This window comes from Flagellimonas olearia (assembly GCF_009184425.1).
Lineage (GTDB): Bacteria > Bacteroidota > Bacteroidia > Flavobacteriales > Flavobacteriaceae > Flagellimonas > Flagellimonas olearia.
In genome coordinates this window covers 661,033-684,402 of sequence record NZ_WELG01000001.1, presented here as the reverse complement: position 1 = coordinate 684,402, position 23,370 = coordinate 661,033, and the positions used below count along the sequence as shown (strand labels likewise).

The following is a 23,370-nucleotide window of genomic DNA, read 5'->3' as shown; positions in this document are numbered from 1 at the left end:
ATCCCAAACCTATAAATCCAATAATTATGAATAGCAACATAAAGAATCTCGGCATACTCACAGGTCTGGTTTTGGTCCTATCCCTAACCAAACTACAGGCGCAGCAAGCCCCGCAATACACCCAATACATGTACAATACCACGGTACTCAACCCAGGATATACGGGAACCTCCGGCAATTTCGAGGCCAATGTGCTCTTCCGTACACAATGGGTTGGCTTGGACGGAGCTCCAGAAACCCAATCGTTCACCGTGCAAGGGAGAACCGGTAAACGAATCGGTCTTGGCCTAACGGCCATCAATGATAAAATTGGGGCATCCAACGATGTAAAGATCAACGGACATTTCGCCTATGAGATCCCAACAGGGCTAGAGACCAAACTCTCCCTTGGCCTGAATGCTGGACTGGACATCCTATCCATAGATTGGTCCAAGGGAAATTACGCGGATGACCAAGACCCCATATTTGCGGAAAACCTGAACAAGACCAGACCCGTATTTGGGGTTGGCGCCTTCTTTTACAGTACCAACTGGTATGTGGGATTGTCCAGTGACAACCTCATGAATTCGCAAATATATAATGACAATGAGGTTACCGTGACCGATAGGAAAACCCAATATTACCTTATGGGAGGTTATGTTATTGATGTTTCCAGCTCCATCATGTTCAAACCTGCCTTATTGACCAAGCATGTTTCGGGAGCCCCTTTGACCGTGGATGTCTCGGCAAACTTCCTATTCCAAGAAAAAGTAAGCTTTGGACTCGCCTATCGCTACGATGATGCCATCAGCGCATTGGCCGGGTTCCACTTGGCAAAAAAATTCTTTATAGGCTATGCCTATGATTATTCCACCTCTGGATTGGACAACTACAATGACGGCTCTCACGAGATTATTTTGAAATACACCGTTTTTAATGCCAACAAAAGGGCTTTGTCCCCCAGATTCTTTTAAAAAGCACCATGATGAAAAAAATAATACTCTTCCTAACACTATCTGTCTTTACCAGTGTTTTTCCACAAAGCAAATTGGAAAAGGCCGATGAACTGTTCAACGATTTCAAATTTGAAAAGGCCATTGTACTCTATCAAGATTTGGCCATGCGAAAAAGTAGGCCTTCCATCCATGTAATCCAAAGATTGGCCGATAGTCATTTTAACCGGAATGAATATCAAAAAGCCAAGGATTGGTATCAGAAACTCTACGCCATTGAGGGCAATAGAATGGGTGAAAACAATATCATCAAACTGGTTCAATGTCTAAAGGCCAGCATGCAAGCCGATCAAGCTGATAAGCTTCTTCGTGATTTTTACTCCGATCAAAACCGATTGGATATGATCATGGCACAAAAAAGAAACCTCGATAGCCTTTTGCTGAAAAACCCCAAATACGAAGTTCAGAATCTGGAATTCAATAGTGATAAATCAGACTTTTCCCCTTCAATCTATGATGATATGCTGGTATTTGCATCGGCCAGGGACACCCTAAAATCCAATGGAAAATTGTATCCGTGGAACAACCAACCGTACCTAGACCTCTACCTCACCAACCCCCACATGTCGCAATTTGTTCCTGAAAAGTTTCTGGAAAACCTGGAATCCTCTTTTCACGATTCCAATGTGGCCTTTGACCCAAGGTCCAACACCATCTATTTTACCAGGAATTTTATCAAAAAAAACAAACTAAATGCCAATAGTGAAGGACTCTCCAATATGCAGATCCTAAAAGGAACGATTTATGCCAATACCCTTATCAATGTTACTTCCCTTTCCTTCAACAGTAAGGAATACTCGTGTGGACATCCGGCATTGAGCCCGGATGGTAAGTATCTGTATTTTACATCCAATATGCCGGGTGGGCATGGAGAAAGCGATCTGTACGTGGTTGAACTTGGCTTGAACGGCGATGCTCTTACCCCGCCCATGAACTTGGGGGAGACCATCAACACCCGAGGCAGGGAGATGTTCCCTTTTGTGGATGACAATACCCTATATTTCTCTTCGGATAGTCATTATGGTCTGGGTGGGTTGGATATTTTCACCTCAACGATCAAGTCCAAAACCAGTTATGGCCTGCCCCAAAACCTTGGAAAGCCCATCAATAGCAATATGGATGACTTTTCATTGGTAATGGACCACAGTTCAGGGGATGGTTATTTTGCATCCAACCGATTTGGTGGTGCCGGGGACGACGACATCTACTATTTAAAAAAGGCCAAGCCTATTGATTGTCTTGAATATTCCGGATATGTACTGGATGAAAAAACCGGCGAACCCATTCCTCTGGCCAGTATTGAACTCTACGATGTGAACTTGGGACTTTTGGATGCCATGAAAACCGATGAAACCGGATTCTTCCGTTTCGTATTGCCTTGCAACAAGGAAAATAAACTGGTGTTCATCAAACCAAAATACGTGAAAAAGGAAATTTTTGTGCCCACTGGTGAAAATCCTCAAAAGGCCTCCATGAACAACATGATTTATCTAACCCCCTTCGAAAGCTTGGTCATTAAGGATGGAGACATCGAAAAAATCAAAGTGAATCCTATCTATTTTGAATACGATAAGTCTGACATTACCCCACGGGCAGAAATTGAGTTGGAAAAGGTACTTTTTGCCATGCGCGAATTTCCAGGCATCAAAATCAAGATTGAATCGCACACTGATTCCAGGGGCTCCGATCAATACAATTTAAAATTGTCCGATGACCGCGCCAAGTCTACCATGCGTTACCTCATTGCCAAAGGCATTGATTCCAACAGAATTGAAAGCGCAAGAGGCTATGGGGAGTATCAACTCAGGAACCACTGCTCCAACGGAGTCAGGTGCAGTGAACAGGAACATCTGGTCAACCGCCGATCCGATTTCATCATTGTGGAAAAGGATTTGGGAGACCAAAACGCCAGAAAATAGTGCCATAGGACTGTTCCCAAGCAAGTTACTCTTTGATCATGCTCGGATCTAGAACAGTCCTAAACCCTAAATGCTCCAAAGAGGAATCCAGACTGGTAGCCATCCGTGCCGAAATGCGATAGCTGGCACAATAGGAGGCACTGCATAAAAAAGACCCTCCCTTGATAACCTTTTCTCGGGCATAGGGGTTAGTGGCATTATAGGGCGTTGAGGCTCCTTGCGGGTTCAAAGCCACTTGCTGTTCGGCTTGGAGCTGTCCATAATATTGGGTATTGTACCAATCATTGGTCCATTCCCATACATTACCGGCCATATCATAGAGACCATACCCGTTTTGGGGATAGGACATTACCGGGGCACGCTTCTCAAACCCATCGGCTTTGAGGTTTTCCACCGGGAACTCCCCCTCCCAGGTATTGGCATTTGAACTGAGCTGTTCCAAATCATTGCCCCAGAAAAAAATGGCGTCTTCCTTACCGCCACGGGCAGCATATTCCCATTCCGCTTCGGTGGGTAAGCGCCTTCCCGCCCAATTACAATACGCAATGGCATCTTCATAAGCAATGTGTACCACGGGATGGTTCTCCTTTCCTTCAAGGGAACTTTCCGGTCCATCGGGATGTTTCCAATTGGTGCCGATACCCCACTTCCACCACTGGGAATAATCATAAAGATTGGGCACGCTGGATTTTGTCTTTTTGAACAGCAACGAACCGGGCTGTAAAATGGAATCGTGGGGTTTGGGCGTTCCTTCGGGGAGTTGCTTCTTCATTTCCTCCCATTCAATCTCGCGTTCCGCTACAGTGATATACCCCGTTTGTTTCACAAATTCAGCAAATTGGGCATTGGTGACCTCATGCGCATCCATGTAAAAACCGTTTACCGCAACTTCATGGGCAGGACTCTCATGGGGCATGGCCATCCTGTCTGATGACACAGCTCCTTGCATAAACACCCCTCCAGGAATCCATACCATCCCTTCGGGAATAGCAATGGGAGGTATGGTATCCAAAGAGGAAAGGTCCAACTTCTCCTCTACTTGGGATTCCTTGTCATCCTCTTCTTGCTTCTTTTCCTTTTCCCCGCAACTTAATAACGATAGGGTAATCAATACCATTAACAATCCACTCACACTATACACGCCCCTTAGCTTTCCTTCCATACAAAATACCTTCCTGAAACTTTATTATGACTTCCAATTCTGTTACCCTTGCAAGGTATTAAATCCAGACGGTAAAAAATCCCCATAGCCCTGTCAAAATCGAGTTTTTATTTAGGAAAATAACCGTTACCTTCACAAGCAATACCATTTAAAACCGACCACCAACTATGCTTCCAAGAGGTAATTTTCCTGAAAAGGTTTTCCTGAACGGGACCATTTATCCCTCTGATGCTGCCCAGATATCGGTATTTGATCGCGGGTTTCTTTTTGGGGACGGCATCTACGAAGTCATGGTGCAATTGGACCATAGCATATTTTATAAAAAGGCCCACTTGGACCGCTTGCAAGAGAATTTGGATAAAATCAACATTGCTTATGATGTTGGTCAATTAGAGACCCAAATTGCTCCTCTGTTGCACGCTGCTTCCCTCGAGGAAAAATCCTGCCTGATCTATATGCAAGTGACCCGTGGCGTGGCCCCGAGAAAGCATGCCTATCCGAAGGGTTACCCCGCTACGACCATGATGTATGCCCTGCCTTTTTCACTTCCCCATATCAACTCAAAAAATATAACGGCCATTCTTGAGCCTGATTTCCGTTGGCATAGGTGTGACATCAAGTCCATTTCCTTATTGGGCAATGTTATGACCAATGAAATGGCTATGAACCAAAACGCGGATGAAGCTGTACTGGTCCGGGATGGACTGATCACTGAAGGTTCCCATACCAATATCTTTTTTATAAAGGATGAAAAAGTGTACACCCATCCGGCCAACGAACACATCTTAAATGGTGTCACCCGGAAAATTGTGCTGGAATTGTGCCGGAATCTGGAGATTCCTGTGGTGGAAGAGCCCATCGCCGCCAATGTGGTTTCCTCAATGGATGAAGCCTTCCTCACTGGAACTACAACCCAAATTGCCTCGATTGCACAACTTGGGGAACATCGTTTCCATGTTCCGGACGCCATTGGAAAAACCACCTTAAAACTACAGGAAGCCTTTGCAGAACTCAAGCAATTGGATTCCTCAACATTGATAGTATAACCATGCACAATTTTAGAAAAACCAATACCCGTCCATACCTTGATTCCCTTAAAAAAATCGGTGTGGGACTATGCCTCTTATTCATTTTTTCGTGTGGAGGCACGAAGAATTATGACCTTCTGATTTTAAACGGAACCGTTTATGACGGATCTGGCAACACCCCAATCATGGCCGATATTGCCATAAAGGATTCCATGATCGTTATGATCGGGAATCTGGACGATGCCATCGCCACCCAAACCATAGATGCCCAAGGGCTTGCTGTTGCTCCCGGTTTTATTGACATGCACACGCATTTGGAACCCATTATGGAACTTTCTTCCTGCGAAAGCCATGTAAGGCAAGGGGTCACCACGGCACTGGGCGGACCTGATGGGGGTTCTCCATGGCCTTTGGGGTCTTTTATGGACAGCCTTGAAGCCAAAGGCATCGGAATGAATGTCGCCTACTTGGTTGGACATAATACCATCCGTAGAAACATCATGGGGTTGGAAAACCGAACTCCCACCCCAACAGAACAAAGAGCCATGGAAGCCCAAGTGGACAGTGCCATGCAGGCGGGAGCCTATGGGATTTCCACTGGACTTAAGTATTTACCAGGCACTTTTTCCAATGTGGAAGAGGTCATTGCCCTATCCAAGGTAGCTTCAAAATATGGTGGAATCTATACTTCCCACCTTCGGGAAGAAGGTCTGGGCCTTTTTGATGCCGTTGCCGAAGCCATTCAAATTTCCGAGCAGGCCGATATTCCTGTGGTGCTCACCCACCACAAGGCCATAGGAAAACCCATGTGGGGAAAAAGTTCCCGTACCCTGTCCATGGTAGATTCTGCCCGAGCAAGGGGGTTGGACATCAAAATGGACCAATATCCGTATACGGCCAGCTATACCGGAATATCCGTCATCATTCCCAGTTGGTCCATGGCCGGAGGACTGGAAGCCTTTGAAAAAAGAGTTTCGGACCCCATACTTAGGGACAGCATCCGAAATGGCATTGTCTTCAACATTTTAAATGATAGAGGAGGTTCCGACCTGAACCGTATTCAATTTGCAAAAGTGGAATGGCAACCTGAACTGGAGGGAAAAACATTAAAATATTGGGTAGAACAAAAAGGATTGGAACCCACCGTGGAAAACGGTGCGGAACTGGTCATTGAGGCACAATTGAACGGCGGAGCTGCCTGTGTCTTTCATGCCATGGCCGAGGAAGATGTAACGCGGATCATGCAACACCCACAAACCATGATAGGTTCGGATGGGCGTTTGGTAGAACCGGGTATGGGCCACCCTCATCCCCGTTGGTATGGAACCTTTTCTCGGGTACTCGGGCATTATGTACGTGAGAAAAAGACCTTGTCACTTCAAGAAGCCATTCGGAAAATGACCCTTTTGCCCGCACAGACCCTAGGACTAACGGACAGAGGACAGATCAAGGAAAACATGAAGGCGGATATGGTCATCTTCAATCCTGAAACTGTCATTGACAAAGCTACTTTTGAAAAACCGCACCAATATCCGGAAGGCATCCCCTTTGTCATTGTAAATGGAAATTTAACCGTGGACAATGGCACTTTTGTAGATGCCCGGTCCGGTAAAGTATTGCGAAAACAATAGAATAGACCTATGAAATCATATTTAAAAGCTCCCTTCATAGCCATTGCTCTGATATCTGTCTGTGTTTCTGCACAGCAGAGTGTCAAAACCGAAAAGGAGTATACCAAAGAAATTGCCAAGTTGGCCAAGTCCAAAAAGGTGCAGACTGCCTTTGGACATATCGATTCACAAGAAGATCAAACCGCAAAAGATCTCGTGACCCTGACTGAAATCTTGGCCCCTCCGTTCAAAGAAGAGGAAAGAGGTAAAGCTTTTGGCCAAATGTTACTTGCGGCTGGAGTGGACAGTCTGTGGACCGACAAGGTGGGCAACGTTATCGGTTTACGGAAAGGAACTTCAGGGGAATCCGGTTTTGTGGGAGTGGATGCCCATTTGGATGTGGTTTTCCCGGAAGGTACCGATGCAACGGTCACTAAAGTAGGTGATACCCTAAAAGCTCCCGGTATTGGGGATGACACCCGTGGCCTTGCCATGCTCATCAGTCTGTTGAAAGCCATGAACCAATCCGAAATCCAGACCCAAAAAGACCTGCTTATTGTTGGAACCGTAGGTGAAGAAGGTCTGGGAGACCTTCGGGGCATGAAATATCTGTTCAACGAATCTGGACTGGATATCGACTCCTGGATTGCCATAGATGGTGGTGATATTGGCCGAATCAGCAATGCCGGACTGGGCTCCAAACGCTACAAAGTAATTGTTAGAGGTAAGGGCGGCCATTCGTGGGGCGATTTTGGCCTCGCCAATCCGCACCATGCCCTGGGCAAGATCATCTCCACCTTTTCATCCGATGCATGGGCCTATACTTCGGGAAATATCCCAAAAACTAGTTTTAATGTGGGCCGAATGGGTGGAGGAACCTCGGTGAACTCCATTCCCTTTGAATCTTGGATGGAAGTTGATATGCGCGCAATAGATCCCAAGAATCTGGATGAAACTGAACGTTTGTTCAAGACCTCCGTAGAAGAGGCCATCTCCGAATATAATTCCAGCGGTATAAGAGGTGAGGTCACTTATGAATTGGTCCAAATTGGAGACCGTCCTTCCGGGGAGCTTTCCCCTTCCCTACCCTTGATTCAAAGAGCAATGGCCGCCACGGAATACTTTGGAGTGGAACCCAAATTGGGTCGTGGTTCAACCAACATCAACATCCCCGTGTCCAAAGGAATTCCTTCCGTATGTATTGGCAGGGGCGGTAAAGGTGGAGGGGCACACTCCCTCCACGAATGGTACCTGAATGATGAAACAGGGCCCGAATCCATTAAACTGGCCCTATTGATCACTTTGGCCGAAGCAGGACTTAAAAAGTAATACCATGAAACGTTCTTTTTACACTCCATTGTTCCTCGTCACTTTTCTATTTTATGGAATGGCTTTCGCCCAGTTATCCGAGGATAAAACAGCTCAGATTGACAGTCTGTTCCTCGACTGGAACCGTCCCAACCACCCCGGAGGGGCCATTGCCGTAATGCAGGGGGATAAAACAGTTTTTTCCAAAGCGTATGGTTTGGCCAGTTTGGAATATTTGGTGCCGAATTCCCCGGGAACCCAGTTCAATGTGGCATCGGTTTCCAAACAGTTCAGTGCCTTGGGGATTGTTCTGTTGCATCTACAAGGCAAACTATCTGTGGACGATACCATTGACCTTTATATTGATGGATTGCCCAACCTTGGGCAAAAAATCACCATACGCCATATGCTGCACCACACCAGTGGGCTACGAAGCCTCCATGCCCTTTTTTCCTTGGCGGGATGGCGGGGTGATGATGCCAAGACCAATGCAGACCTGGATCGAATCATTATAGATCAGCAAGAATTGAATTTTGACCCCGGGGCGGAATACCTGTATTGCAACACCGGTTATATGTTCTTGGCGAACATTATTGAAAAAGTCACGGGCAAATCGTTTGTGGATTATATGCGGGAAGATGTATTTGTTCCCTTAGGAATGGAAAATACCTACGTGGAAGACCAATACAACCGGGTTATGCCCAATAATGCAACTTCGTACCTCCCCACCGTTGATGGTTTTGAACGTGCCGTGGAATATTGGGGGTATGTAGGCTCCGGGAACATGCACACCACCACCGATGATCTTTTAGGGTACTTGAAAAACTTTTATGAACCCATCTCTGGTTGGGAAAAAGCATTCGAACTCATGTTAACCATGGACCCCTTGAATGACGGCAGTCCCAATCAATATGCCTTTGGGGTGAATGTGGATGAACTTTTCGGTGAAAAACGGATTACCCACGGAGGGGCCATTGGCGGATTCCGTTCCAACGTTGCCGTGTTTCCCGAAAAAGAAATGAGTATTGTAGTACTTACCAATTTTTCCAGCGCGTCCCCAGCTTCGAAGGTTTCAAAAATTGCAGAAGTTCTTTTAGAGCCGTCCCACTCACCAGCACCTAAGTCTCTAAAAAGAGTCTCAAAAGCCAAAATGCAATCTTATGCAGGCTTATATTGGGATGATATTACCCTTCAAGAGCAGAAAATTGAAGTAAGTGGGGATACCCTACTTTTGATTGGGGGAAGTCCAAAATTCATCCCCATGGACTCCGATAGGTTCGAGGCAGTTGACCCTGAAAACAAAACCGTGCTCACCTTTGATGGAAATACAATGACCTTGCAGCGCAATAGCGGCGCCCCCTTGGTCTTTAAAAAATATTCCCCTGTGGCGTTGGACCCAAAAAATGCAGAGGAGTATGTCGGTACATATTACGCCCCTGAAATCCAAACGGCCTATACCCTCCATTTTTCAGATGGACAACTGTACGCCCACCATATCCGGCATGGGAAATTAGAGCTCCATCAAAAGCAAAAAGACCTCTTCGAGGGCGAGTATCCGTTGAGTGTACTAACATTTATCAGAGATGATACGGGAAACATAAAAGGTATGCGGGCATCCAACGGCAGGGCTCGGAACCTTTGGTTCAAGAAAACAGAATGATTCAATATGAAAACAACTGACCTCAACAAAGTCTTCACGGCTTTCTTTATACTCGCATGCTTTGCTCTTGAGGCACAAGAGTTCCCGGACCGCGTATGGCACAAAGCAAGTCCAGAAGAAGCCATGGCTTGGCAAAATCCAAAGGCACAGGCGTTTCAAGAATACCTTATCGATAGCACCAAAATTACCGGACTCATGATTGTTCACAAGGGCAAGGTAGTTTTTGAATATGGCGATTTGGAGGAACTCAGTTATATTGCCTCTTGTCGGAAAAGTGTGTTGTCCATGCTTTACGGGCCATATGTGGAAGATGGCACTATCCGCCTCAATAAAACGATCAAAGAACTTGGCATAGATGACGTGGAAGGCATCCTCCCTATTGAACAGACCGCTACCATCCAGGATATTATCTCTGCGCGATCAGGAGTGTATCATCCTGAAGGGTATCCCGGTGGCATGCAGGAGTATGCCCCCAAGCGGGGTTCGGTAAAACCCGGAAGCTATTGGCTGTACAGCAATTGGGACTTTAATGTAGCGGGCTACATTTTTGAAAAAGAGACCGGCCGCAACATCTACGACGAGGTAGAACACCAACTGGCCAACCCATTGCATATGCAGGATTGGGACCGCTCCGTACAACAAAAGGAAGGCAATACTTCCATTTCAAAATATCTAGCCTATCCCATGTGGTTTTCCACCCGTGACATGGCCCGTTTGGGCTTACTGATGCTCAACAAGGGCAAATGGAAAGATGTCCAAGTACTCAGCGAATCTTGGGTAAATGAAATGTTGAAATCCCGCACCTCACATGAAGAACTCAACCGCAATGTTCCCGTTTTCCAGGGAACAGGCATCAATTATGGCTACGGATATATGTGGTGGCTATGGCAAACTGTGGATGACCCTCGTTTTGAAGGAGCCTATTCTGCCAAAGGGGCCATGGGCCAGAACATAACGGTATATCCTGCCATAGAGACGGTTTTGGCCTTCAAGACGAAAGCCATTTATGGCCGGAGGAACTCCTCCAGTGTGCGTTTAAAAGCAGCCCAAAAGGCCGCCGAAATTTTTGACGACACCCTCAAATGATTCCGTAAGAAATATCAAAAAAGTAAAAAGCCCCATTAATGGGGCTTTTGTATTATGTTGTTGAAGGGCTTATACCACTATCACTTCCACATTATGTTTTTCCAAGGCTTTTAAGTGCTCATCCGAAATGCCATTGTCCGTGATCAATTTATGGATGTGATCGCATTCACAGATAAATGCCATTCCCGATTTGGAAAATTTGGAGCTATCGGAAACCAGAATCACCTCTTCGGTAAGATTGATCATCAGCTGGTTCAACTGGGCCTCTTCAATATGGTGGGTAAATACGCCTTTATCCGGTTTAATGCTATCCACCCCCAAGAACAGCTTGTTACAGGACAATTGTTTCAGGTTACGTTCGGCCAACGGCCCTACCAAGGACATTGAAAATTCCTTGAGATATCCTCCAGGCATGAACACTTCCAAATTGTCTTGCTGGGCCAAGTTGTTCACAATGTCCAACGCATTGGTGATTACGGTGAGCTTTTGAAAGTCTCGCAAAAACCTTGAAATCTCAAAAGTGGTCGTTCCAGAATCCAAGAGAATGGTATCTCCTTCTTCTATAAGTGAGGCGGCTTTTCTTCCAATCCGGGTCTTCACTTCCATATTCAGTTTTTTCTTCTGACTGAAGGTTAGAATAAGGTTGTTGGATTTGAATGCCCCTCCATGGGCCCTGACCAATAAATTGTTCTTCTCTAATTTGTCCAGATCATTCCTAATGGTGACTTCACTGACACCAAAGAGTTTGCTGAGCATATTGACATTTACTTGGCCATCCTTATCGAGTTCCTCAAGGATTTTCGCCCTACGGTATGCAGTTTTTTTCATCAAAATTTATTGCCTATGGTTAGCTACAAAGGCAAATATAACTTTAATCTTATAACCAAAAAACCGCCTATTGGCATTAATCCTGATTGAAAAGCTATCCTAAGACGCTCATATTGACCCCTGTAGTGGCTCCCTTCTCCAAAGAAATATCCACTGGGGCATTGCTTTCCCAACTACCTCGGGTAAAGTCTGGAACATCAATGGATTGCGACCTATTGGCAACGGATTGCTCGCTTAAAGGAGCAACAGCGCTCCAAAGTGCTGCATCATACACATCTTGATCCAAAGGAAGTCCATTTCTTAAACAGTCGATAAGCCTCCAATCCATCATAAAGTCCATTCCTCCATGGCCTCCTACTTTTTTGGCCATTTCCCCCACTTTCTTCACAATCTTAGGGGTGTACTGTTCTTCCAAGGCCTTCATTTCCTCCTCTGTGAACCAAGAATGCCCAGTGGCCACCCTGGATGGTTCGGGCCATTTACGGGCAATACCTTTGGTACCGCTCACCAAATGTATCCTGGAATACGGTCTGGGTGAGCTTACATCGTGCTGGATCATGATGCTCTTTCCTTTTTTGGTCTTGACCAAGGTGGTGTTCATATTACCCCTAAAGGCAGCATCGGTATATTCTTGGAAGAAAGAATCTTCCTTGGCCAGTTCCACCGCTTTTTGATGCATGGTGAAATCATTCGTGGATAATGAGGTAAGGTAGTCCATATTATCTCCCCGGTTGATGTTCATGACCTGGCAGATGGGACCCAAGCCGTGGGTAGGATACAAACTTCCATTACGAGTGGCATTTTCCTTTAAACGCCACATATCCTCATATCCGGTTTCCTTATTGAAGTTGAGGCCCACCAAATCATGGATATAGGCTCCTTCACCATGGATAATGTCCCCAAAGAATCCTTGTCTGGCCATATTCAAGGTCAATAGTTCAAAGAAATCATAGCAGCAATTTTCCAGCATCATGCAATGCTTCTTGGTTTTCTCGGAAGTTTCCACCAGCTGCCAGCATTCGTCTATGGTCTTGGCCGCTGGAACCTCAACGGCAACATGTTTACCAGCTTCCATGGCATATACGGCCATAGGGGTGTGCAGTGCCCAAGGAGTGGCAATATAGATCAGGTCGATATCATCACGATCACACATCTCTTTCCAAACCTCCTCACTACCGGAATAGGTATCGGGGGTATGCGTGGTATCTTCCAATATTTTTTTGGCCTTTTCCACTTTTTCAGGAACCAAATCGCAGAGACCCTTTATTTCAACGCCTTCAATAAGTCTGATGCGCCCGACAGCAGCCGGGCCTCTCATTCCCAATCCTATAAATCCAACCCGAACGGTCTCCAATGCTGGAGCCGCATATCCGGACATATTAAAAATCTGTTTCCCATAATCCTTGACCGATGTAGCAGTTCCCGCCCCGGTAGCCGATGATGAAGATTCATTCTTGCAAGAAACCAGTGCATTGGCACCGACAACGCCAATTCCCGCTATGGAGACTGAGCGTATAAAATTTCTCCTGTTGTTTTTCATAAGATTGAGTTTTAGTCCATCAATTCCCTGGCTTCCCATAGGTTTTGACAGCGTTTGTATAAAAAATCTTTTCAAGCACCGTCTCGGGCAAGGCCAAGCCTTTAAATTTTCCCTTGAATTCCGGTGCTTCCATGGTATTGTCCGTTGCAAAGAACTCCCAGTGGAATTTCCATAAGTGTTCCAATCTATCTGCCACTTCCTTACCAGATAGGGAACCATCATCAATCACATCTGTCCCATAAATGACCCTGTCCTGGTATTTGATAAAAAAATCCCTCACCCCTTCACGGTCTTCCAATGCTTGATATTGTACATGGCAAATTCGCTCCGCCAAGTCGGTCATGGTCTCTGGAAAATCATCCAACCGTTTGGCCACCTCATCCAGATTCCATTCCAGACTAAAAAGGTGCAAGCCCACAAATTTTAATTTGGGGTGACGCCTAAGTATATTGTCCCTCGCCTCAATCTGGGCTTCATAAGAGGGATACTCGGGGTTAAGGTACATATGGTACTCAGGATGCGCACTAAAATAGTTGCGGTCCGAATCCACGGTCATCTCATCCAAGGGCAGCCAGCAATTCTTGGGTTCCCCTTGATGGCCGATAAGAACCAAATCATTGGCCTGAATGTATTCATAAATGGGATCGAATGCAGGGTGGTCCAGCATGAGAAAATTTCCATTCTCATCCCGGAGTTCGGCATCCATGCCAATATTTTTCCACATCTTTACTCCCTTCGCCCCACGGGCGATACCCTTCTGGATTTGGTTCAATACACTGGTCAACCAGTCCTCCTTCCCCCATCGTTCCATATCAAAGGAACAGATATACACAGCACGATCTCCAAAAGTTGCGTTTAAGGAATGGACCATATCTTCCTGTTTTGTTAAAGAAGGAAAGAAAGGGACCTCTGTATTTATGGACAAAAAATAGGCGTCATGGCCTAAGGCCATTTTCATCTTTTCCCCACTTTCTGTATTCAGATGCACATGGGCATCAAAGAATGGTCGTAGCATGGTTTTCGTTCTTTACCATCAATAGTTTGGTCTTCACTAATTCCGTGACAGCATTGGTTGCCACAGGAAAGACTTTCCTAAGGTCTATTTCCTCATTGCTCCTTAATCTTTCCTGGAGCGTTTTCATGAAGATATTCTTGATTTCCGTAGCGAGGTTGATCTTGCATATCCCCAAGGATATGGCTTTTTGCACCTGATCATGGGGTACACCCGAACTACCGTGCAACACCAAGGTTGAAGGGGTAATCGCTGCAATTTCCTTTAAAAGCTCCAACTGCAACTTGGGCTCGCTCTTGTAAAATCCATGGGCCGTTCCAATGGCAATGGCCAAGGCATCAACCCCGGTTTGTTCCACAAAATCCTTGGCTTCACCGGGTTGGGTGAAACCTGCTCCTTCTGTAGATTGACCCAATTTGGCCACAAAACCCAGTTCGGCCTCTACATGGGCCTTGTATTGTTTGGCCAATTCCACTACTTCCTGTGCCATGGCCACATTTTCTTCAAATGGGAGCTCACTTCCATCGATCATCACGGAATCAAATCCGGCATCCAGGCATCTATGGGCCAACTCAACGGAACCTCCATGATCCAAGTGTATCCAACCCGTAACGCCAAACTGTTTTAGTCCGGAACGTCCTAAATTTACTGCTGTCTCAAGTCCCATATAATCAATGGAACTCTTGGTCAGCTGTAAAATAATGGGTTCATTTAAATCCGATGCCGCCTTAAGTACGCCATGCAAGGTTTCCACATTATAGTAGTTTGTCGCCAAAAGCCCTCGCCCCTGTTTTGTGAATTCTTTCAGTGTTTGTTTAAGCTCCATACTAGGATGTTGTTTTGCTATGTTGTAATTGTTCTATTTTCGTTTGTAGGGCTTTTTTATCCTTGAAAGCCTCTGTTCCTCCTGCCATTGTGGTGTTGATGGCCCCCATCAAATTACCATTCAAAAGGCAATCCCCAAGTTCTGCCCCTTGCAGGTATTTTGCAATAAATCCAGAATTGAACGAATCCCCTGCACCGATGGAGTCCACATAAACATCAGCCTTGAAGGCCGATGCTTGGATCCGATTCCCATTCTTGATTCCCAAGCTGCCTTTACTGCCCATTTTGAGGGCTATGGTATTGGCAAAGGGTTCCACCTGTTTCAACGCACTTTCTACACTATCTTCTTGGGTGAGTCGTAAAATTTCCGCTTCATTGGGCATAAATACATCAACATAGGGCAGACATTCTTTGTAGTCAAAATTCCATACATCAGCAGGATCCCATTGTAAATCCAGTGATGTAGTAAGCCCCAGGCTCTTTACTTTTTTAAATATGGCCGTAATCTCTTGATGGAGTCCTTTCTGCAAAAAGAAATTGGATAAATGAAAGTGTCTATAGTTAGACATTTCAAACCATGGGATATCCAAAGAGGTCATGGCCTCCATAGCCCCACAATAGGTAACATTCGCCCTGTCCTCATCATAATTCATCACTACGGTCACCCCTGTTTGATAGCTGTCCGACCTTCTCACGAAAGCCGTACTTACGTTACGCTCTTCCAAGGTTTCCAGGACATAATCCCCAAATTGATCATTGCCCACCATTCCGGCGAAACCGGTAGAAAGACCCAATGCCGCCGCATTGGCGGCCATAATGGCCGAAGAGCTTCCCAAAGTGAGCGTTAGGTCGTTGGCCACAATTTCCTTTCCTATTTGGGGAAACCCTTGAATTCCATTAAGGATAAGGTCCACATTAAGTTCCCCAACTACCAGTAGATCGTTTTTAGCCATGGCACAAAAGTTTGGTTTCGGTCGATGGTAAAAAGTCCATTACATCTTTATGTTTTAGCATGCCCAAATCGTCATTGACACAATTGGCCGCCCCAAAGGCCGCTCCATAGCGGGCCACTTCCTCCAAGGACCTATTTTCCGAAAGGGCATACAATATACCTGCGGTAAGGCAATCCCCACTACCCACGGTACTGATTACTTTCTCCAAAGGTTTTAGGGCATGTACCACTTCAGCTCCATCCGCTAGGTAAAGTCCTTTTTTACCCTTGGTCAGCGCCAGAAGTTGCACGTTATCCTTTAAAGCTCCCTGTACTTTTTCAGCGTCCTCGGTTCCAAAAAGGTCTTTGGCCTCATGTTCATTGATATGCAGTCCATAAAACCCGGACTGAAGGGCATTCTTTAATTGGATTCCAGTTCCGTCCAACATCAATCTCTTGTTCAAACCCTTACAGCTTTGGGCCACAACCTGACTTGCATTTTCCGGTACGCCTTTGGGCCAAGAGCCCGACAGGTTCACCATTTCCGATCGCTCCACAAATTCCTGCAACTTTAGGGTAAAGGCTTCCCAATCTTCTGGACTTATGGTTGGCCCAGGTTCCAAAATTTCGGTGTTGGCCACAGAAGCATCTTCCGAACGGAAGGTATAACATTGCCTGTTGTTTTCAGACAGCTCTACCCCTTCAACCTGTATTCCTCTTTTTTCACATTCTTTCTTAATCCATTGCCCTGTGGTCCCACCCCAAAACCCAAAGAGGGTCACTTGCTTTCCCATTTCGGCCAAAGCCAAGGCAACATGGGTCGCTTTTCCTCCCGGATAGGGTTTTATTTTTTCCATACGGTTGACCGAACCTATTTCAAACGCATTAAAATAGGCATAACTGTCAATGGACGGATTTGGACAGATACAAAGAATCATGTCACTTCTCGTATATGGTTACTCCTTGCACCACTCTGCTAATGGCTCCGTTAACTGAAGGATTATCAGGATTCAGTCCCAACTCCTGCGATTTATAGAGTCCCAAAAGCTGACCTATGACCACATAGGGCAAGATAAAAACACCTGCAACATCATTGGGGTGCTTGTTTACTGGAACCATATAGTTTGATTCCATGGATTCGTTTTCTTGTCCCACCAAGACCATATCAAGATAACCACCCCCTTGAACAATGCTGGAAACAAGATCATTCTCATATTTGGCCACATGGGCATCAGGAGACAGGAAGAAGACCAACAAGGTATTTTCCTTGACCACGGCCCTAGGGCCATGTCTGAAACCCAAACAGGAATCGTGTTTACAAATTACCTGACCATCTGTGAGTTCCTGTAACTTCAGATGGCATTCATTGGCGATGCCCAAAAGTGGACCTGACCCCAAAAAGATGGCCCGATCAAAGTCCAAGCGAGCCAAGTCCTTCAAAAGTTCTGCGTTATCAAAAATCTTGGAAGTTTCCTTTCCAACATGCTCTACCCAAGCCTGTGCCTCATCCAACTTGTCCAAGTTGAACACCAATAAACTGGAAAGCAGCATGGATGAAAAACTACTGGTCATGGCCAAGGACTTATCATTGGTCTCCTCTGGCAATACAATACAATAATGTGTGGAGGAATCCCGCTCCGCCATTTTGGCGAGGGCTCCGTCCGGGTTACAGGTAATTACCAGATGTTTTAGTTTTCCCAATCTGGACTCCAACAACTTTACCGTTTCCACGCTTTCGGGGCTGTTACCGGATCGTGCAAAGGATATCAAAATAACAGGAGTGTCGGATAAAGGGTTCACTGCTTCAGGATGCGTAACCAAGTCTGTGGTGGCAATGGCCCTAGTATTGAGCCCAGTAGCCTCGGCAATGACAAGTTCCACCGATTCCCCAACAAAGGCAGATGAACCGGCTCCCGTCAACAATATGGTTGTGTTGCCATTCGACAAATGAGAGGAGAGAAACTTGCCGATCCCATCCCGTTGTCCCTGAATTTCCTCGAAGACTTTTTTCCAAACTTCAGGTTGCTGGAAAATCTCTATTTCTGTATAGGTTTTATTATTTTCTACCATTTCCATGGTCATATTCTACTTTATTGGTTAGGTATGGCCAACTCTATGTAGCTGACCTATCAACAAAATAAACTAAAATGTTTCACAAAAAAAAGCTTTCGTTTCCTTTTTATTTAAAATAAATTTATTTTCAAAGTATTTGTATTTATATCAAGGCCTATTAAACCAAAGACGAAAATTGATAAATATCAATATCTGTGGTGCAAATGTTTATTTTTAACAAAAACATTACTTCATATACGTATCAAGCCGTATCTTTCGGGTCCAAAAATACCTGTCCCGCCCCATTTTGGTGTTTTTGAAGCATTGTTCAATACTTTATACCAAAACCAGCATTCCAAATGCATGCCAACCAGAATTTAGAGAAGAATCTCTTCATTATCCTGTACCTTAATTCCATTTATCCACTCAGTTCAGAGCTTAAGTCCTATCTGGCCAACAAGATTAAAAGCTGCTTTTTCAGAAAAAATGAAATCATTAGCAGGGCCGGGGAAGTCTGCAATAGACTCTACCTTATAAAAAAAGGTATGGTCCGGGGGTATTTTTTAATTGATTCCACAGAGATTACCACATGGATTGACTCTGAAAATGAAATCTTTACCTCTATAACAGGTTTCTTTAGAAATGAGAAGAGCAGGGAGTTTATCCAAAGTCTTGAGGAAACCCATTGCGACTATCTGGACTATGAAGATTATAAGTATTGCCTCAATCATTTTCCGGAAATACGCCAAATCAATCGCATCATGCTCGAACAATACTATATTTTGGCGGAGCATAGGGTGTATTTAGCTCGAATTCCCAATGCAAAAAAGCGGGTTCTCTATTTTATGGAAAACATTAGACCCGATATTGTAGGAAGAATCCCCAGAAAACATCTGGCTTCTTTTTTGGCCATGAGACCGGAAACCCTTTCCCGCATCATGAAGGAAATCCTATAGAAGGCCGTATCAAGGCTATAAACCCTCCGCCAAACCTATCTTTTGTAAGAATTACCCTTTGCCCATTCTACTGAAACAGGGGGTTTAGGGGTTATTCCGCTTCATTTAGTGTAAGAAAATGATTCTAAATTGATATTTGTCAATTCCCCGAACGATTTCATAAAATAAGACTATACCACCTCCGTTTCTTAGGTGAAGAATAAGAAAAATTGTACAATTCTCAATGTTGTGATTGTAAGAAAACAACAAACACGACAACCTAAAAACCAACTAAAAATAGTTCCCTTTTATGGAAGAGATTTACTAGAACCCACCCCATACATTTTCCTGATTTAAGGACGGTACCATAGATTTTGGAACCACTAAGTGAATTGCCTCGATTTTGCAGGCATGACCTTCCTATGCCTTAACTCAACCGAAATAAAGACCAAAAAAAACAATTGACACAACCTTAAACCAAAAATCAATGAAAGATTCAATCTACATGAAATTTATGCAATCCTTTTTTTGCCTATTCCTTTTTGCAGTGACTGCAACCATGGCACAATCCAACAGTGTTGTAGTCCTGGATGCCAAGTATTCACAGAAACAACAGGTCATGGACAATTTGCCCAGCAATGCTGAGGTATTGGAAATTGATGGAAATGGGAATCCCTGGAAATCCATTAGGGAGTACCTGGAAAATCATCGTTCCACACTGGCGATCCACCTGTTTGCCAATGCAAGCTATAATACTTTTGAACTGGGAAACACCACCTACGATTCCGATGGTGTAGATCAAGAATTTGAGCTGTCCATGCTGGAAGGACTCTACCAAGGCGACCACATTCAGCTCATTATCTATGACTGCAACCTGGGGTCCAATACGGAAGGTTTGGCCCTACTCAAGAAAATCAGTGATAAATCGTACTTCAACATTGCCGTACCCACCAACTGCAGCTCAGTTTTCGGGAGCAACCTTACGTTTGACCATACCACTATGAACCAACCCACACAAAATTCAATATTTCAATAGATCAACCGACCATGAAACAGACTTTTACAAGCTTTTTATCGCTTTTCGTACTATTTCTACTGGCAGGGACCGTAAAGGCCCAAACGGTGGATATGAAGGTAGAACAAGGACCCAATGTAGACGTAATGGTGACCGTAGGGTCGGCTAATCTAGATCTATCCACTTTTGAGGATGATCTGGAACAAGCCATGCACTTAAAAGGAATTCCCTTGGGAAAACTAAGGGTAGAGGCTTTTCAACGAAGCTCCATATCCTCGGACCAAGCAGATGCCAGCGACATTTTCAACAGCTGGAACAAAATGAACTTCAACGGAACCGAACCACCCGTACACGGCTCATACACTGGGGATTATTTCTCCTTTGACTCTGGAACCAACCGGGTCATTGCAGATTTTGTGGGCAGGTATACTTCCTACGGATGGGGGTTTGCCATGTACGATCCCACTGGGGATATCGCTGACGGTTCCATTTCAGCAACTTGGGGACTCAGTGAAGCTCCTTATGCGCATGGTGAAGTAGGTTTCATCTTTAGAAAAGTGGACAACCAGAACTTCTATGCCTACATTATAGATAACCACTCAGCTTGTGGTAATATTAGCGGTTATGGAACCGATGGTGACCCCGCAGAAGCAATCATTAAAGTAGAAAATGGCTCAATAACCGTATTGGCATTGAATACCAATAGTGGAAATTCCGGCTCCGCTACTTATGGATGGAACGGAACTAGAGCGGACATGTTTGATGCATATTTCAATGGACAGACCATAGACTTTAAAATTGACTTAAATGGCAATAATATCAAAGTCTCCCGAAGAGGTGGTGGTGGCACTGCCGGAACCGATTGGGTGGAAGCCTTTAATTTTGATGACACTACCCATGCCCAAGGCAGCTATGGTTTTTACGTGCATGAACAATCCGGAGCATATTTCAAGGACATCAACATTGAAAAATTGGAATTACGTGCCTTTAAAGACGTATTGCGTGAACCCCAATGGAGAAACAGCGCCTTGCGATTTAACGTAAACTTGGACGACCTTGAGGTGGCTGATTTTGACAATGATGCCGACTTGGCCGAAATTTTAATGCGTACCATCAACGAGGACATTCACTATATTGGATGGGGAACAAACACCAATGAGGTGCAGTTTGAACGCTTTATCACCCAAAACAATAACCAAGGTACTTTTATTAACAGGGATTCAGGCAGTTGGTCCACTTGGATTGATGAAATGGCCCAATACATTTATGAAAAGTATCAGTTTGGGACCATTACTGATGGGGAAGTCTTCTTCACGGACCGATCTGTGGAAATAGACGTGACACCCACAGAATTGAAGACCAATACCGCCAATGCCAGTTACCCCAATGGTCGATGGCGCATCACCCATGACGAAACCTATTTTGATAATTCCGAAGGTAGAGTCTCATGGTCCGGTATATATCTTGATGATTTGCCTGAAACCTACGATAAGGTAGGCCAGTATACTTTCACCTTTGAAGATTTTCCAACGGCACCTACCATACTTTATTTTCACAGAAGACCCGTAGCAAGTTTCACCTACAGTGCAGATACCGGTTTTATCAATAATACATCCTATGATTTGGATGGAGGTGCCAACAATGGTATTGCCCAATCCGAATGGAAATGGAAATCCGTAGATGCAGCCTCCACCAACGATTGGAACACTGGAGCCTTTGACAAAAACGCTGTCAGTGATGGTGAATATTTGGTGATGCTACGTGTTCAGGATCACCAAGGTACCTGGAGTAGCCCTGCAAGTATTTATGTTGAAAAAACAGCTGGATCTGGTGGTTCTTCAGATTTGCCAATTGCCCAGTTTACAATACAACCAGATGTATTGAATACTTATTCTGGTAATATGACCATAACCATTGTTGATAATTCCATCGACCCTTATGGTAGAACATTGTCAACTCAAGAATGGATTGTTACCCAGCGCACCTATGATGGCGACGGGGACCCGATAGATTCGGAGATTTATAATGCTTCGACCCCAATCACTGATTTCTCGGCCTACAATAATCTATCGGCCGATTATATCATCAGTATGCGAACACAGACCGATACAGGAGTATGGTCGGAGCCGTTTTATAGAACACTTACCATTGTGGACGATAATACCGTACCGACCATTACGGCAAACCCTGCAAGTGGAAGTTTGGATACCGACACAGACATTCTATTGGTGTTCCAAGATGAAAATGGCGGTAGTGGTTTTGATGTGCAACGTTTTGCCAAAGTGCAAAGTGCCACCCCTCCAGCCACGGACAATGCTGCATGGACTTCTTGGAGCAACAGCCAGTCAAAAACGACTTCCTTCAACAGTGGGGGTTCTGGGTGGTACATCCATGCTGAGGTAAAAGATAATGCTGGCAACGAAGGTACGGCATCTTTTGGTCCTTACGATATCACACTTGTCGTAAGCGCGGATGACGACTTGGCCATTTTGGACGAGGATACCCCATCAGACCCTATTGATATACTCTACAATGACGTATATGATACAGGTGTGACCCCAACAGTGACCATTACCACACAAGGTACCAAAGGTACAGCTGTGGTCAACGGAAGCAATCAGGTGGTCTATACCCCAAATGCCAACGAAAATGGTACGGATACCGTTACCTATGAATTGGATGATCAAGGTCAGAAAACAACGGCCAAAATTACACTCTCCATTTTGCCGAAAGACGACTTGCCCGTGGCAAATGCGGATAGCTTCAATTTGGATGAAAACGCCTCATTGAATGAGGATGTTTCCACCAACGATGTGGAAGTTGATGGCGATGACTTGGTGTACCATTTGATTTCAGGTCCATCGCATGCAGCTTCCTTTACTTTTAATGCCGATGGTACTTTCTCCTATGAGCATGATGGTGATGAGTCTGGCACAGATAGCTTCACCTATAATTTTGAAGATGCTGTTTCTTTCTCTTCGACTGTAACCGTTACCTTCAATATCAACAATGTGAATGACCTTCCAGAGGGAGGCAATATTACCTTGGATGTGATTCAGGATATTGCCTATACTTTTGCTGTGAGCGATTTCACTTTTACGGATGATGACCCAAGTGATGCTTTCAATGGGATTCAGATTATTTCCCTTCCAGCCAATGGAACTTTGGAATATAATGGAAACCCGGTCTCCCTCAACGACATGATCAATGACATTACCTTATTAACATACACCACCGAAAATGGGGGATATGGTGCAAACTATGCTTCATTTTCCTTTAAGGTAAAAGATAGGGATGATGCCGTGAGCACCACTACGTATAGTGCAAGCATAACTGCCGCCCAAGATACCGATGGTGATGGAATCCCGGATGATACCGATGACGATGATGACGGTGATGGTACCTTGGACATCAATGACGATTTCCCGAAAGACCCGACCGAGGATACCGATACCGATGGTGACGGA

The 23,370-nt window shown here is 44.9% G+C and carries 18 protein-coding genes; 10 read left to right on the top strand and 8 right to left on the bottom strand.

Annotation, left to right across the window (positions count from 1 at the left end; translation table 11 throughout):
• Positions 1-26: 26 nt before the first annotated feature.
• Positions 27-953 (top strand): PorP/SprF family type IX secretion system membrane protein, encoded by a 927-nt coding sequence (locus F8C76_RS02805; protein ID WP_152130375.1) that lies wholly within the window; start codon positions 27-29, stop codon positions 951-953.
• An 11-nt stretch (positions 954-964) separates the two neighbouring features.
• A complete protein-coding gene (locus F8C76_RS19000; RefSeq protein ID WP_152131452.1) occupies positions 965-2,911 on the top strand; it encodes an OmpA family protein in 1,947 nt (648 codons plus the stop codon).
• Positions 2,912-2,936: 25 nt separating this feature from the next.
• Here the strand turns inward: F8C76_RS19000 and F8C76_RS02795 are convergent, their stop codons facing one another.
• Positions 2,937-4,073: a formylglycine-generating enzyme family protein gene (locus F8C76_RS02795; RefSeq protein WP_249042346.1), complete on the bottom strand. Its 1,137-nt coding sequence runs from the start codon at positions 4,071-4,073 to the stop codon at positions 2,937-2,939.
• 167 nt (positions 4,074-4,240) lie between these two features.
• Between F8C76_RS02795 and F8C76_RS02790 the strand changes: the two genes are divergently transcribed.
• Genes F8C76_RS02790 through F8C76_RS02770 form a run of 5 tightly spaced genes read left to right on the top strand, consistent with a single transcriptional unit; the run spans position 4,241 to position 10,765 of the window.
• Complete coding sequence (locus F8C76_RS02790) at positions 4,241-5,119, top strand: aminotransferase class IV (protein WP_152130374.1); 879 nt, start codon at positions 4,241-4,243, stop codon at positions 5,117-5,119.
• 2 nt (positions 5,120-5,121) lie between these two features.
• The gene (locus tag F8C76_RS02785) at positions 5,122-6,732 is read left to right on the top strand and encodes an N-acyl-D-amino-acid deacylase family protein (protein WP_152130373.1); all 1,611 of its coding nucleotides are present in this window, start codon (positions 5,122-5,124) and stop codon (positions 6,730-6,732) included.
• Between the two features lie 9 nt (positions 6,733-6,741).
• Positions 6,742-8,040, top strand: coding sequence for a M20/M25/M40 family metallo-hydrolase (locus F8C76_RS02780; RefSeq protein WP_152130372.1), 1,299 nt, complete (start codon positions 6,742-6,744; stop codon positions 8,038-8,040).
• Between the two features lie 4 nt (positions 8,041-8,044).
• Positions 8,045-9,679, top strand: a complete 1,635-nt coding sequence (locus tag F8C76_RS02775) for a serine hydrolase domain-containing protein (RefSeq protein WP_152130371.1) — start codon at positions 8,045-8,047, stop codon at positions 9,677-9,679.
• Positions 9,680-9,685: 6 nt separating this feature from the next.
• Positions 9,686-10,765: a serine hydrolase domain-containing protein gene (locus F8C76_RS02770; protein ID WP_152130370.1), complete on the top strand. Its 1,080-nt coding sequence runs from the start codon at positions 9,686-9,688 to the stop codon at positions 10,763-10,765.
• A 69-nt stretch (positions 10,766-10,834) separates the two neighbouring features.
• Here F8C76_RS02770 and agaR read toward each other — a convergent pair whose 3' ends face one another.
• The 7 genes from agaR to F8C76_RS02735 all read right to left on the bottom strand — a co-directional run bounded on the left by agaR (position 10,835) and on the right by F8C76_RS02735 (position 17,977).
• Positions 10,835-11,593, bottom strand: coding sequence for a transcriptional repressor AgaR (gene agaR / locus F8C76_RS02765; RefSeq protein ID WP_152130369.1), 759 nt, complete (start codon positions 11,591-11,593; stop codon positions 10,835-10,837).
• 94 nt (positions 11,594-11,687) lie between these two features.
• On the bottom strand, positions 11,688-13,133 hold the full coding sequence (locus tag F8C76_RS02760; protein ID WP_152130368.1) for a Gfo/Idh/MocA family protein: 1,446 nt from the start codon (positions 13,131-13,133) through the stop codon (positions 11,688-11,690).
• A 19-nt stretch (positions 13,134-13,152) separates the two neighbouring features.
• Positions 13,153-14,148 (bottom strand): amidohydrolase family protein, encoded by a 996-nt coding sequence (locus F8C76_RS02755; RefSeq protein ID WP_152130367.1) that lies wholly within the window; start codon positions 14,146-14,148, stop codon positions 13,153-13,155.
• Positions 14,129-14,971 (bottom strand): class II fructose-bisphosphate aldolase, encoded by an 843-nt coding sequence (locus tag F8C76_RS02750; protein ID WP_129654516.1) that lies wholly within the window; start codon positions 14,969-14,971, stop codon positions 14,129-14,131. Before F8C76_RS02750 ends, F8C76_RS02755 begins: the two co-directional genes overlap by 20 nt.
• 1 nt (position 14,972) lies before the next feature.
• Positions 14,973-15,923 carry a carbohydrate kinase family protein gene (locus F8C76_RS02745; protein ID WP_152130366.1) on the bottom strand — a complete coding sequence of 317 codons (951 nt, stop codon included), beginning with the start codon at positions 15,921-15,923 and terminating at the stop codon, positions 14,973-14,975.
• Positions 15,916-16,839 carry a 1-phosphofructokinase family hexose kinase gene (locus F8C76_RS02740; RefSeq protein WP_152130365.1) on the bottom strand — a complete coding sequence of 308 codons (924 nt, stop codon included), beginning with the start codon at positions 16,837-16,839 and terminating at the stop codon, positions 15,916-15,918. Before F8C76_RS02740 ends, F8C76_RS02745 begins: the two co-directional genes overlap by 8 nt.
• A 1-nt stretch (position 16,840) precedes the next feature.
• Positions 16,841-17,977 carry an SIS domain-containing protein gene (locus F8C76_RS02735; protein ID WP_249042345.1) on the bottom strand — a complete coding sequence of 379 codons (1,137 nt, stop codon included), beginning with the start codon at positions 17,975-17,977 and terminating at the stop codon, positions 16,841-16,843.
• Positions 17,978-18,312: 335 nt separating this feature from the next.
• Here F8C76_RS02735 and F8C76_RS02730 point away from each other — a divergent pair, with 335 nt between their 5' ends.
• From F8C76_RS02730 to F8C76_RS18665, 3 genes are all read left to right on the top strand, one after another.
• Entirely contained in the window at positions 18,313-18,909 is a 597-nt protein-coding gene (locus F8C76_RS02730) for a Crp/Fnr family transcriptional regulator (RefSeq protein WP_129654519.1), read from the top strand.
• A gap of 466 nt (positions 18,910-19,375) precedes the next feature.
• Positions 19,376-19,924 (top strand): DUF4347 domain-containing protein, encoded by a 549-nt coding sequence (locus F8C76_RS02725; protein ID WP_152130364.1) that lies wholly within the window; start codon positions 19,376-19,378, stop codon positions 19,922-19,924.
• Positions 19,925-19,935: 11 nt separating this feature from the next.
• Positions 19,936-23,370, top strand: a 3,435-nt coding sequence (locus tag F8C76_RS18665; protein WP_170283964.1) for a cadherin-like domain-containing protein, incomplete at its 3' end; no start/stop codon positions are given.